Source organism: Microcoleus sp. D2_18a_D3 (genome assembly GCF_036702455.1).
Classification (GTDB): Bacteria; Cyanobacteriota; Cyanobacteriia; order Cyanobacteriales; family Microcoleaceae; genus Microcoleus.
Map to the genome: position 1 here is coordinate 51,987 of NZ_JAUBTK010000006.1, position 11,640 is coordinate 63,626.

At 43.9% G+C, this 11,640-nt stretch carries 15 protein-coding genes; 4 read left to right on the forward strand and 11 right to left on the reverse strand.

Translation table 11 applies throughout. From position 1 onward, the window contains the following. Positions 1-392: 392 nt before the first annotated feature. The 4 genes from QUB06_RS04610 to QUB06_RS04625 all read right to left on the reverse strand — a co-directional run bounded on the left by QUB06_RS04610 (position 393) and on the right by QUB06_RS04625 (position 2,701). The gene (locus QUB06_RS04610) at positions 393-1,283 is read right to left on the reverse strand and encodes a thermonuclease family protein (protein WP_333434299.1); all 891 of its coding nucleotides are present in this window, start codon (positions 1,281-1,283) and stop codon (positions 393-395) included. Positions 1,284-1,379: 96 nt separating this feature from the next. Continuing rightward, on the reverse strand, positions 1,380-1,958 hold the full coding sequence (locus QUB06_RS04615) for an ACP phosphodiesterase (RefSeq protein ID WP_333434300.1): 579 nt from the start codon (positions 1,956-1,958) through the stop codon (positions 1,380-1,382). Between the two features lie 3 nt (positions 1,959-1,961). Next, positions 1,962-2,297 (reverse strand): XisI protein, encoded by a 336-nt coding sequence (locus tag QUB06_RS04620; RefSeq protein WP_333434302.1) that lies wholly within the window; start codon positions 2,295-2,297, stop codon positions 1,962-1,964. After that, positions 2,285-2,701: an element excision factor XisH family protein gene (locus QUB06_RS04625; protein WP_333434303.1), complete on the reverse strand. Its 417-nt coding sequence runs from the start codon at positions 2,699-2,701 to the stop codon at positions 2,285-2,287. The genes QUB06_RS04620 and QUB06_RS04625 overlap by 13 nt, the downstream gene beginning before the upstream one ends. Positions 2,702-2,792: 91 nt before the next feature. On the opposite strand from QUB06_RS04625, the gene QUB06_RS04630 reads away from it, so the two are divergent. Further along, entirely contained in the window at positions 2,793-3,080 is a 288-nt protein-coding gene (locus QUB06_RS04630; protein ID WP_333434304.1) for a hypothetical protein, read from the forward strand. A gap of 137 nt (positions 3,081-3,217) precedes the next feature. Here QUB06_RS04630 and QUB06_RS04635 read toward each other — a convergent pair whose 3' ends face one another. The 5 genes from QUB06_RS04635 to QUB06_RS04655 form a co-directional block, all read right to left on the reverse strand. Then, on the reverse strand, positions 3,218-4,078 hold the full coding sequence (locus tag QUB06_RS04635; RefSeq protein ID WP_333288883.1) for a restriction endonuclease: 861 nt from the start codon (positions 4,076-4,078) through the stop codon (positions 3,218-3,220). A gap of 119 nt (positions 4,079-4,197) precedes the next feature. Next, on the reverse strand, positions 4,198-4,776 hold the full coding sequence (locus QUB06_RS04640; RefSeq protein ID WP_333434305.1) for a Uma2 family endonuclease: 579 nt from the start codon (positions 4,774-4,776) through the stop codon (positions 4,198-4,200). 134 nt (positions 4,777-4,910) lie between these two features. Beyond that, positions 4,911-6,881 (reverse strand): acetate--CoA ligase, encoded by a 1,971-nt coding sequence (gene acs, locus QUB06_RS04645; RefSeq protein ID WP_333434306.1) that lies wholly within the window; start codon positions 6,879-6,881, stop codon positions 4,911-4,913. A gap of 121 nt (positions 6,882-7,002) precedes the next feature. Then, complete coding sequence (locus QUB06_RS04650; protein ID WP_333081658.1) at positions 7,003-7,365, reverse strand: DUF5615 family PIN-like protein; 363 nt, start codon at positions 7,363-7,365, stop codon at positions 7,003-7,005. Beyond that, positions 7,343-7,858: a DUF433 domain-containing protein gene (locus QUB06_RS04655; protein ID WP_445251359.1), complete on the reverse strand. Its 516-nt coding sequence runs from the start codon at positions 7,856-7,858 to the stop codon at positions 7,343-7,345. The genes QUB06_RS04650 and QUB06_RS04655 overlap by 23 nt, the downstream gene beginning before the upstream one ends. 109 nt (positions 7,859-7,967) lie before the next feature. On the opposite strand from QUB06_RS04655, the gene QUB06_RS04660 reads away from it, so the two are divergent. The 3 genes from QUB06_RS04660 to QUB06_RS04670 all read left to right on the forward strand — a co-directional run bounded on the left by QUB06_RS04660 (position 7,968) and on the right by QUB06_RS04670 (position 10,039). Further along, positions 7,968-8,627 carry a restriction endonuclease subunit R gene (locus QUB06_RS04660; protein ID WP_333434307.1) on the forward strand — a complete coding sequence of 220 codons (660 nt, stop codon included), beginning with the start codon at positions 7,968-7,970 and terminating at the stop codon, positions 8,625-8,627. Positions 8,628-8,856: 229 nt separating this feature from the next. Further along, a complete protein-coding gene (gene galT / locus QUB06_RS04665; RefSeq protein ID WP_333434308.1) occupies positions 8,857-9,879 on the forward strand; it encodes a galactose-1-phosphate uridylyltransferase in 1,023 nt (340 codons plus the stop codon). Between the two features lie 16 nt (positions 9,880-9,895). Continuing rightward, the gene (locus QUB06_RS04670) at positions 9,896-10,039 is read left to right on the forward strand and encodes a hypothetical protein (protein ID WP_333434309.1); all 144 of its coding nucleotides are present in this window, start codon (positions 9,896-9,898) and stop codon (positions 10,037-10,039) included. A 92-nt stretch (positions 10,040-10,131) separates the two neighbouring features. Here the strand turns inward: QUB06_RS04670 and QUB06_RS04675 are convergent, their stop codons facing one another. Both QUB06_RS04675 and QUB06_RS04680 read right to left on the reverse strand, forming a co-directional pair. Further along, complete coding sequence (locus QUB06_RS04675) at positions 10,132-10,416, reverse strand: hypothetical protein (protein ID WP_333434310.1); 285 nt, start codon at positions 10,414-10,416, stop codon at positions 10,132-10,134. Positions 10,417-10,571: 155 nt separating this feature from the next. Continuing rightward, a complete protein-coding gene (locus QUB06_RS04680; protein ID WP_333434311.1) occupies positions 10,572-11,549 on the reverse strand; it encodes an acetamidase/formamidase family protein in 978 nt (325 codons plus the stop codon). Between the last annotated feature and the right edge of the window lie 91 nt (positions 11,550-11,640).

Genomic DNA, 11,640 nt, shown 5'->3' on the forward strand with positions numbered 1-11,640 from the left:
CTGTCACATCGCAGACAAATGTAAATGCAACACAGGAGATTACAATTACCGAGTCACCAAATCTTGCTAACACTTCTGCCAGCAATCTCGGGAAAAATTCTAACATTTCTAAATCTTTTACCGTCTCAGAATTGAAGAGCACACTTCCTAACTCTACTCCTCCTATAACAACTCCTCAAAATCAATCTGCACGCACAAATCCATTAGGATGCCGATTTTTTGATACTCCTTCAATGCAGCAATAAATGTTCCTGCATCTCTTGATAAATAGAATATCATGGCTGAAGAGAGGGCGATCGTTTTTTAGGATCGCCCTCTATTTGCGCGATCGTACTTCCTAAGAAAATTATATGTAGTAAAAAGGATTGATAAAATTAACTGTAGTTTAAATATTATCGGGGAAAGTCTGAAAGTTGTTTGATATCCTTCAAAACTATTTGAGGCTTCCCTTTGTACTGTTCTACCTTCCCACTGACATACACATATCCCCGTCCCAGACCCGCATAACGCTTCTCGATAAGTCGCTTCAAGGGAGCCATTTCATCAGTTTCAGCATCTGGTATCCACAAATCTAATTTATGATACACCGAACCAGCATAAATTAGAGCGCTGCCGCCGATCCATTTATTAATCCCAGCCTGCAAATCGCAGAAAATAGTAAGAGATTTAGCTTTTTCAGAAGCAGCTAATATTTTCGGGTAGTGCAACCTCAAAGAAAGCGCTCCTGCCGTTGCTTCTGACAACCGAAACTCTTCAACAATCGAGCCTCGCATCGACCACCAAGGCAGTAAATTAGCATAGTTGCGAGAGGGGATTTTGGCATTGATAATCGGATTCCAAATCATCAGATTGTAAGCTTTTGCTGCCGATTCTGCCTCAGTCATTTGTCGGTGATACAATCGGGAGCGCCCGTATTTGACGAAGTAGGGACTCCAGCCTTCTTCAATCAGTTTAAGATTGTAATTTTCTCCGTCTTTATGTACGTAACAGAGGAGACGCCCGTAGTTGTCGCGGTGTTTTTGTAGAGCCACTTCAACCGAATCGTCTGTATCAAATTCTATGTCAATTTGAGCAAGTCCGCCATCTGCTGTGGCGAAGTATTTTTTAGCCATTTCCGTACCTGCTTTCCCCGCCGCAGTTACAGGTTTGGAGCCTCCCGGATGACTTTCTTCTGTATCGACGCAAATCAGCCGCAGAGACTCGGTTTTGCCGTTGAGAGAAATTTTGATGCTGTCGCCATCAACTACTTTAGTTATTTGCAGGTTCGGAATTCTGGTTGCCATATTTTGAACCCTGTTGCACTTGAGATTTCATGCAGGTATCGGTTGAATCATACACGAGTTCGTTATCAATAGCAACTGTAATTTTTGTTGTTTGTATTAATATTTGTCAAGTGTGGCGTATTTTATCAAGTCGGGGAAAAAATCTCGAAAATCTGATTCTAATCGCTGATAGTTAGCTGTCAAATCTTCTATGCCGCTTGCCAAATTATTTGTGCGCTTGATTCGGGCCGACATTCTTGTAAGAGTGATGCCGATTTCGGCGATGTCCTGATAAGATGAAAGCAAGTCGCGGGCAATTATTGTTGGCAGCACCCGCTGGAGAGATTCAGGCAATATATCGCGGTTGTCTTGCAGGATTTTATAGACATGGCGAGAAAAATCTGGAAGCGGAATTTCTGAATATTCCCGCCAATTTTTAGCCAAGAAGTGATCGTAAAACACGTCAATCAAAACTCCAGCAAACCTGCGTCTCTCGGCGCAAACAAGGCTTTTACTCGATCGCACTATTGGGTGAGAGTCGGTGTAGCTATCTACTTTGCGGTGCAAATCGATGCCTTTTCTAATTTCATCGGGATAAAGGTTGACAGCCGTTCCTTTGACAAAATCTCCTAAGAGGTTGCCAATCAGGGATTCTGGCGTGCCTTTTGATAAGAATAGATGAGCCAAATAATTCATTAACTACACAACTGCATAACCTGTATGAGGTCTGACATCAGCGGGATGAAAACCTAAAACAATGGAATCCTTGGAAATTCCAGCAGCTACAAGTTCTTTCGTCACGCCGTATTCTGTCTCATCTCGCTGTACCCAAATCTTATCATCAATAATATCTATATGAACCAAACAGCCGTGAATTCGTTTGGCTTTATCCCAGCCTAAAGTAACTAGCAGGTAACAATCAGATTTTTCATCAAACACGGCTTTACAAATTATATCGCCATGAGAGTAAGGAATTTTAGTGTAAGGTTCTAGAACTCTTTTAATGGTGGTTCTAAAGTTAGCTAAAGTATCCATTTTACGATCGCCTCTTGATTTGGGTCGAATACAATCAGCTTGAGCTTTTCATCTTCAATCATTAATTGACCGATCGGTTCTTCAAATAGAGATTCATAGGTAATATCGCGAACAGCCAGATAAAGCGTATGTTCTGGATAAGTTCTCTGAAGCACTGATCGATAAATAGTAAATTGTCCGATCGCCTCTCTCAAGTCCTGCATTTCTGAATCGCTGACAAAGCTTTTGACTTCCACAGCAATTTTTTGTTTTCCTCGTTCTGCTGCGAGCACCTGTTTTGCTCCCAGATCCACATACATATCTTTTTTTCCCCATTTCAGATGGAGAGGATCGTGAGTAATTATCCACCCATCATTGAGGAGAGATTTTTTAACTGTATTGTGGTACAGGTCTAAAGCAGGCATAGAACAACACGAGTAATATTAGACTTCATGGTTATATAATAGCAAATTATGATGCAATTATCTTAAACCGCAACTACAAGGAGAAAGAATAATGGCTGTTCTGGAATGTGTAAAACCGGGTGCTAAACTCGGTCAAATTATTCTTGCCGTCGATCTTACTGTTGCCGGTGCTGTCGATCGCATTTTAGCAAAAATTCAAGACTTGGGATATGACCCAGAAATTCGTCATATCAACTATCCGTCAGGAGTGCACGTCTTAGCAATTCTCAAAGACGAACAGCATTCTGAAGTAGTTGATGATGATTACTTGTTAGAGGATTGGCTACAGGTAAGGTCGCAAATTAACCCAGATGCGGTTCATCTGTGGCGCGGCAAATAAGCTGTTTTTAGTATATCCGTGAATCTGGGATAACAAAAGAGCGATCGCCTAACTGTAGTATGCAGGCATCGCTGCACCCACGCTCAAATATTGCTTGCGATCGATTGACTGATGCTCGATCCTTTCACAATAGAAGCTTAAATCTTTGTAAACCAATTAGCATCCACTTCCACAGACTCAATCATTTTTATCTTGACACCAAGCCCCAACTCTTTTAGTCGTTGAACTAACTGCTCACCATCAATCAAATCTATTGGGGGTGCGCCATCTCGTGTTGCTTCTTTGACAGCATCTCTGGTAAATGTCCCAGTTGTAATGAATAAACCTTTGTCGGTTCGTCCCTGCATTGCCCCACGGAAGTCTCTAATTTGACTCGCCGTAACCGAACCCTGATAGCGCTTGCACTGAAACAGAACATGAAAGCTCAAGAAACCACTAATACGGGCAATACCTACACCATCAATTCCACCATCGGCGGACTTACCTGTAACCTGTACTTGTATAAAGCCTGATTCACGTAGTAGGCGCTGTGCCAAACGCTCAAATGCAGAAGGTTCTAGTGATAGCAATATTTGATGAATTTGTTGATGCCATGCAAGTTCTTCTAAAGTTTCAACAGCTTCAACATTTTCGTTTAAATTGTCTGGCGGCATCACCTTTTTCTTGTCTGTATCCCGAACCACCTTGACAATTTCTTTTGCATCCAGAATATCAAAATCTATAGATGTTGAAACTAAAGACCACACGCCACGTGAGGAATTTTGTAAAAGCCCGTATTTCTTCAAGTAAGTACGACTCCAACCAAGTCGATACTCAACAGCACTCTGGGATTTGTTTCCATGTGGGATATCCAGCACCTCGTTAGGTAAGTTGAGAATCTGGGCTACTCGGTCATAAATCTCTTCAGTAGTTCCCGATCCACCCAGCATTTGTAGAGCCTGAATTGTCGGCAAGAGCATTGAGTCAAATGTAGGGATTGAATGGGTAGCTCTGTTCATCTAAAAACTGTTGATATAATTTGCCAAGGACTGCTTTTTTAATGAGAAACTGATGGCATCAAAATACTGACCGTCTATTGGCTGCTACTGTCATCGATAATTTGCTAAAGTGCGATCGGCTACATCTCTCTACGGAACAATCTAATAGCTTCCCCAGCATCAGTTTCCGCCATCAAAATACAGCGTTTCATCAAATCGAGATCGAGGTTATTGAGTCCGGGTAGCTGACTGCGATCGCTATTTTCATAGCTACCATCTTGGAGATGATATATCTTCAGTAATCCATCTTCCCAAAACCACACCTCTGGAACACCCAAAGCTTTATAGCGATCTAACTTACTGATTCCTCCACTGGTAAAGACAACTTCGATCGACAAATCGGGAATTGGCTTTACACTCCCGATGCAATAAGATTCATCTGCTTGCACAGAGACAACTCCCGATCTTTCCTGCGTCATTGCCCCTGTGGGCTTGAAGAAAATTCCCTGTTCGACGAGAAAGGTAGTCACTAAGTAACCGATAACATGAGCAAAAGTTTCGTGGTCTTCTCCCGGCATCAGAATCTCGATCGTCCCATCATAGTAAAATAGTCGCACTCTAGGGGAGCCTTCAAAGCCTTTTTGGATAAATTTAAACCGTTCCCACATTGCATGATGAACAATTCGCTGATCTGTGGTTTTGCTAAGTAGTGGAGGCATCGCGCTCAGCTCCAGTCCAGAAGTTGTCTTGATTGTAGCTCATATTTAACCATTAGACCGCAGATGAACGCAGATGTAATCTTATCTGCGTTCATCTGCGTTCATCTGCCTACATCTGGGGTTAAAAAATCCCCCTACGCACCTCCCCGCAACTTATCCAAAACAGTCCGATCTTCCAAAGTCGAAGTATCCCCAGAAACCTCTTGTCCCGCAGCCAAAGAACGCAGCAAACGCCGCATAATCTTCCCGCTTCGAGTCTTCGGCAAAGCATCGGTAAATCGAATTTCGCCGGGACGGGCGATCGCCCCAATTTCCTTAACAACGTGCTGCTTCAATTCCTTAGCCAATTCATCACTAGGTTGCTGCGAGTTGTCCAGCGTGACAAAAGCCACAATTTCCTCACCTTTAATCTCATCAGGTTTACCAACAACCGCAGCTTCCGCCACGGCTGGATGCGATACCAAAGCTGACTCGACTTCCATTGTGCCGAGTCGGTGTCCGGCGACATTAATTACATCGTCAACGCGGCCCATTACCCAGAAATAACCGTCTTTGTCCTTGTGCGCGCCGTCTCCAGCAAAGTACACGAATTCCCCATCTTTCGGGTGCAAATATTCCCAATAAGTGCGGCGAAAACGGTCTGGATCGTTGTAAAGTGTACGCATCATTCCCGGCCAAGGATGTTTCACCACTAAATAACCGCCGCTTTCGTTAGTTACTGGTTCGCCATCTTGGTCAACAACATCGACCACAATTCCGGGGAACGGTAGGGTTGCAGAACCGGGTTTTGTAGGAATTGCACCGGGCAAAGCGGTAATCATAATTCCCCCGGTTTCTGTTTGCCACCAAGTATCGACGATCGGACAATTCGACTTCCCAATTACTCGTTGATACCACATCCAAGCTTCGGGATTGATCGGTTCGCCGACGGTTCCTAACAATCGTAAAGATGACAAATCTCTGGCATTCGGCAAGTGTTCGCCCATTTTCATAAAGGTGCGAATGGCGGTGGGTGCAGTATAGAAAACGGTGACGCCGTATTTTTCAATTACATCCCAAAAACAGCCGGGATTAGAAGGGCGAGGAGCACCTTCATACATTAAAGTTGTCGCACCGTTGGACAGCGGCCCGTAGACAATATAACTGTGTCCAGTAATCCAGCCGACATCAGCAGTACACCAGTAAACATCGGTATCTTGGAGGTCGAATATCCACTTGGTTGTCATGTGGGTATAAAGGTTATAACCACCGGTTGTATGGACGACTCCTTTCGGTTTGCCGGTACTGCCACTGGTGTAGAGTACGAACAGCATATCTTCGCTGTCCATCGGTTCGGCGGGACAATTTGCCGATGCACCTTTTTGCAAATCGTGCCACCAATGATCGCGCCCTGGTTCCATGTCAATTTTCTGTTTGGTGCGCTGAACTACGAGAACGTTGGTAACACTTGGTGTGGCATTATTTGCTAATGCTTTGTCTACTTGTGTTTTGAGGCCGACGGCGGTATCTTTGCGGAAGCCTCCGTCAGCGGTGATGACGAGTTTTGCTTGGCCGTCGTTGAGTCGATCGCGCAAAGCTTCTGCACTAAAACCGCCAAAAACAACGCTGTGTACTGCACCGATTCTGGCGCAGGCTAGCATGGCGATCGCAGCTTCGGGAATCATGGGCATATAAATGCCGACGCGATCGCCCTTTTGGACTCCCAATTGTTTGATGACGTTCGCCATTTGGCAGACTTCGCGGTGGAGTTGCGCGTAGGTGAGGGTGCGCGAGTCTCCGGGCTCGCCTTCCCAAATCAGGGCGGCTTTATTTTTGCGCCAAGTGGTTAAGTGGCGATCGAGACAATTGTAAGAAATGTTAATTTTGCCGTTGACAAACCATTTAGCAAAAGGCGGCTGCCAGTCGAGCACGGTATCCCAGTTTTGGAACCATTGCAATTCTTGGGCGGCAAGTTCTGCCCAGAATGCTTGGGGGTCAGCTTTGGCTTTGTCGTAGAGGGCTTGGTACTCTTCTAGGCTTTTGATCTGAGCTTTTTCGGAGAATGCAGCGGGCGGCTGAAATAGCCGTTTTTCATGCAGAATTGATTCGATCGTATCTTGTGACATTGCTTTTAACTTTAACTTCGGTTAGTCTTTTTAACTATTGTTTGCATAAGTTGGGGCAAAAGTATGTTTATTTTCCTTAAGACTTTGGGGAATTTTGTAAATGTTGGAGTTGCATGAGAAGTTATAGCACTGGTAAATTGTAAATTCTATCTTGATATTCATTATCAAATGATGCTTCATAAATCAGAAGCAGTAGTTCAATATTTTGACCGATACTCAGCTTGGAATTCAGGATAAAGATTCCTGGAACATGACCATTTTGCTCTAAATGCTCTGTTAAATGAACGGGCATTGAGCGGCGGTTGTTGGTAACAAGAATGAAGTGGTGGATTTCGCACCAAATAAGAATTTCTGGATCGAGAGTGCCTTTGGAAGGTGCTGTTAGTTCTCCCACTGCTAGAACAACCAGATCGGGATTTCGCCTGCGAATTTGGTTAACATATGCAGGATCGACATTTTCATCAAAGAGATACTGGATTGGCATCAGCTTTGCTCCTTGCCTCTCTTTCTGCTTTAAATTTGCGAAGTTTTTCTGTCACTGGAGGAGGATTGCGAGTTTGTTCTTCTCGCATTTCTTCGCCCCATTCCAGCCATTCGGTTATGTACTGACCGACTGCTTCTTTGTTGTGCAGGTAGTACAAAATGGTCGCATAAACTTGTTCCAGGGTGAGCGATGTATAAACGTTAGCGATTTCTTCGGGAGTTCGAGCGCGAAACAGGTATTCATAGAGAATGGTTTCGATGCCAATGCGGGAACCTTTGAGCCGAATATCATCTGGTCCCAGGAAGTTGAAGTAGTCTTCTAGTTGCGTGGTTTGGTGGTGGGCTTCATGAGATTGCTTGTCTTTATTAATTTCTGTTACTTCGGGAACCAGCACAATTACTTCGGCTCGCCTGTTGCGATATAACTTGAGCGGTTCACCAACGCACAATTGTCCTCGATCGTCGATGGTTGCCATCACTTTAATTGCTTTCATACAATCTACCTACCCGATTTACAGGAGCGATATCTGGTAAGATTATATCATAACAAATCCGATGGTAATGCTTTTATAATTTACATTAACAGCCGAGCGCACTAAAGCCATGACCCAAAATTTAGAAGCAAGCCAACTTTCGCTAAATGACGTTCGCCACCTTCTCAAATTGCAAGAGCGAGAAGGAGACGCCTTCACCGATTTTTTCTCTCTGGAACCGCTGTCAGAATTAGAACAGCAGGAAATATTAAAAATTAGAACTGAATTTCGGCGCTATTTATCCGCCGGAAAAGTTTCAGAAGAACTGGTTAAATTTTTAGTGCTTTCACCGTTAATGAGATTAGCAGGATTTTTTGATATTCCGATCCTGCTGACAATGGAAGATAGCATCCCGATCGAGGTTGAGGATGGGGATATTTTAATTAAAGGGCGGTTGGATGTCTTAGCCGTAAATCAGCCGGATGCAGAGCTCGCGGCTGCACAGTTTTGGATTTTGGTAGTGGAGGCGAAAAATAGTGCGATCGATCCTTGGGCCGGTTTGCCACAATTGCTGACTTATGCTTATAAAAGTTTGCAGCAGCAATCGTCTGTTTGGGGATTGACAACGAATGGACGTAACTATCAGTTTGTGTATCTGACGCGGGGAAATCCTTGTACTTATCAGATTTTACCGGAATTGAATTTGATTGACAAAGAGCGATCGCTCTTGTTGGCGCAAGTGTTGAAAGCTATTTGCAAGTTGCAGAATGTGCAGTTGCAGTTGGCTTAATCTCTGCGGTTAAAATCTGTGCTTACCCGTACTGCCGAGACAGATATTCTGTACCAGTTTAGTCCTAATCGCCCTCTATCCTCGATGCCAACTGTTGTTAACTTCTGTTGGGAAACTGCTGGGACATTTAGAAATCAAGATTTGTTAAAAAAATGCAATAGCTAGTGACAAAATACAAATTATTCTATACAATGATCAACGGTTAAACCCTGCAACTGAAGGTAAAAAAGTGTCTGAACTTAGACAAAATTTAATTACCAGAGATTGGGTAATCATCGCCACCGAACGGGCGACAAGACCGGATCAATTCGCTAACAAAAGAAAGTGCGAAACAGTAGTGCCACCGCACCGCGCCGATTGCCCGTTTTGCGTGGGAAATGAGGAAGACGGAACCTTAGAAACTTGCCGTTTGGGCGATCGCGCTGACTGGAAAGTCAGGGCAATCCGCAACAAATATCCCGCCCTCTCCCCGACAGCAAAATGGATGAGGATATCATCGGGAATTCACCGCACGATGGCGGGAATCGGCGTTCACGAGGTAATTGTCGAACACCCGCGACACGATTTGACGACAGCTTTGTTGAGTGTTGAAGAAGTTGCCAACATACTTTTAGTATACCGCCAGCGCTATGTAGAAATTAGAAAAAATCCCCACATTGAAACAATTATTATCTTCAAAAATCACGGAGAAACTGCCGGAACTTCTCTCGAACACCCCCACTCGCAGATAGCAGCGACGCCCGTTGTACCCAGCCAATTTCGCAGCCGCATCGACGAAGCTATTAGATATTTTGATGACACGGGAGAATGTCTGTTTTGCCGAACTTTGGAAGATGAATTAGCGGCGAGAGAAAGAGTGATTTGTGAGAGTGAACATTTTGTGGCTTTTATCCCTTACGCTGCACTTTCACCGTTTCACACTTGGATTTTTCCGCGCCGACATTCCTCTTCATTTGATGACCTTACTGATGGGGAAATTACGGATCTTGCTGATACTTTGAAAACTGTACTGGCTAAGCTTTATTACGGATTGAACAATCCCGATTACAACTATACTATTCGATCGGTGCCGATCGCCGAAGGGGGAACAAAATACTTTCACTGGTATATCGCAATTATTCCCAGAGTCACCAAGCAAGCTGGGTTTGAGTTAGGCAGCGGGATGTTCATCAATACTGCTTTGCCAGAAGAAAGTGCGGCTTTTTTGCGATCGATCGAAATTCCTAGCGACAGTAATTCCCCCCCCATCTAAAGTATCCTACATCACAATGTCAAATTTACTTCAAATTGGGGTGGAAATGCACGCAGCTACTCTGAGTTGCGAGTATGCGTTGGGGGAGGAAACTGATATTATTGGAGATTTGATATTTGAGATTAAAGAATTGGGAATAACGAATGCTCTAATGGTTTAGATCATCGGCCTAAAGTTGGATTATTTTTTTTAACTGGTATAACTTACCCTCTCAAGTGATGAACGTACAAATACTTATGGATTTTACCAACCTCACAATAAACTTTCGACATATTGCCAGCCGTCGTCGCTAAAAGTAGCTTTCAACATATCTCTAATTTTGGCATCGATCGATAATATCCCCTCACCCGAATCACCATTCTCGCCGATTTCGCAACTGTCATCAGACATATGTTCTTGGATGAGGGCCAGAGTATCGGCGAAATTAGCCAGAAAATAATGTTCGTGCACCCACGCTGTCGGATCTGGTATTGCTGCACTCCCAAAAGCTCGATCGACTAAATCTTTTTTGGCAACATCGTCAGTCTGGTTTTTCATGTTGAGTTCGATTTAGGTAGAACTGGTAACTTATCCATTTTAAGCTTAATTGTCAACACGATCGCGATCCTGATCGACCACAGCAGTGACAAATTTGTGTAGTTTGTGCGATCGCGATCCTAATTTTTTTGTCGATCGCGTGTTATCATTTTACATCAAACTCCATGACCAATAATTTTCACCTCTGGTAAAATACACTTGGGCATCATTCCGTGAACTCCTTTTTGGGGATTGTTGACAGCCTGCGTAATCCGAAAATTTACCGCGATTGAACACAAAACATAAGCCTCTTCTTCTTTGAAACCTGCAAACTTTTGCAGCCAATAAACCGTCTGTTTTACCGCCATTTCAAACGCTTCATCTAATGTTCTACCAAATCCCATAATCACAATATGAGTAGGCGTTTCTGCAAACGGAAATATCAGAAAAAAATCCTTGCGTAAGATGATTTGAATAGTCCCGTTCATCGAAGTTTCAATGGCAGTACCGTCAACTTCACCGTCTCCTTGTGCCGAATGTCCGTCGCCGATGGACAGTAAACCGCCACGCAGAAAAACAGGTAAAAATAACCGCGTTCCTGCTTGGAGTTCCTGATTGTCCATATTGCCACCGTAGCGCTCTGGAGGAATAGAAGAACGGTTGATTTCTGCATTGGCAACGCCGAGTATTCCAAAAAAAGGATGCAGGGGAATCCGAATGCCGCTACCTGCGGGAAATTCCGCCGTTTTTTGCTTTAAATCTAGCGGAATAAACCGCAATTTAGGTTCGGGGAAATACTCAGGTAATGCTCCCCATCCGGCGCGAATTGCATTAAATCCGACTGGTAAACTCGGATAAACATCCTCAATGTGAATTTCTAAAACGTCTCCCGGTTCGGCATTGTTAACATAAATCGGGCCTGTCAGCAAGTGGGGCCCCGGCCCAACTTTGCGGTTGGGAGGCAAATTCTGACAAATATCTAAAAATTCGGGGGTGAGAAATTCCGGCGGCGCTTTGTCAGCAACATAATATCCTGAATAGGTTTCGATGTCGATGCGATCGCCCGAATCCACCCTTAAAGCAGGTTCGATATTCGGAGAGAAACCGCCCAAGTGTACGGTTTTGCAGTTAGCATTGAGAAGGTGGCGAGTCATGGGATTTTGGATTTTAGATTTTAGATTTTAGATTGAAGGAAGGGTGTTAAGAATGTTATATCGCAAGTTTCAAGCATTTTTGAGAAAGATT

Coding starts and splice junctions, on each gene's coding strand:
- QUB06_RS04655 (WP_445251359.1), bottom strand. CDS start 7,858: ATGAAAGCAATTAAAGTGATGGCAACCATCGACGATCGAGGACAATTG.
- QUB06_RS04615 (WP_333434300.1), bottom strand. CDS start 1,958: ATGAATTATTTGGCTCATCTATTCTTATCAAAAGGCACGCCAGAATCC.
- QUB06_RS04680 (WP_333434311.1), bottom strand. CDS start 11,549: ATGACTCGCCACCTTCTCAATGCTAACTGCAAAACCGTACACTTGGGC.
- QUB06_RS04670 (WP_333434309.1), top strand. CDS start 9,896: ATGTCAAATTTACTTCAAATTGGGGTGGAAATGCACGCAGCTACTCTG.
- QUB06_RS04610 (WP_333434299.1), bottom strand. CDS start 1,283: ATGGCAACCAGAATTCCGAACCTGCAAATAACTAAAGTAGTTGATGGC.
- QUB06_RS04650 (WP_333081658.1), bottom strand. CDS start 7,365: ATGCCAATCCAGTATCTCTTTGATGAAAATGTCGATCCTGCATATGTT.
- acs (WP_333434306.1), bottom strand. CDS start 6,881: ATGTCACAAGATACGATCGAATCAATTCTGCATGAAAAACGGCTATTT.
- QUB06_RS04660 (WP_333434307.1), top strand. CDS start 7,968: ATGACCCAAAATTTAGAAGCAAGCCAACTTTCGCTAAATGACGTTCGC.
- QUB06_RS04675 (WP_333434310.1), bottom strand. CDS start 10,416: ATGAAAAACCAGACTGACGATGTTGCCAAAAAAGATTTAGTCGATCGA.
- QUB06_RS04620 (WP_333434302.1), bottom strand. CDS start 2,297: ATGGATACTTTAGCTAACTTTAGAACCACCATTAAAAGAGTTCTAGAA.
- QUB06_RS04630 (WP_333434304.1), top strand. CDS start 2,793: ATGGCTGTTCTGGAATGTGTAAAACCGGGTGCTAAACTCGGTCAAATT.
- QUB06_RS04625 (WP_333434303.1), bottom strand. CDS start 2,701: ATGCCTGCTTTAGACCTGTACCACAATACAGTTAAAAAATCTCTCCTC.
- QUB06_RS04640 (WP_333434305.1), bottom strand. CDS start 4,776: ATGCCTCCACTACTTAGCAAAACCACAGATCAGCGAATTGTTCATCAT.
- QUB06_RS04635 (WP_333288883.1), bottom strand. CDS start 4,078: ATGAACAGAGCTACCCATTCAATCCCTACATTTGACTCAATGCTCTTG.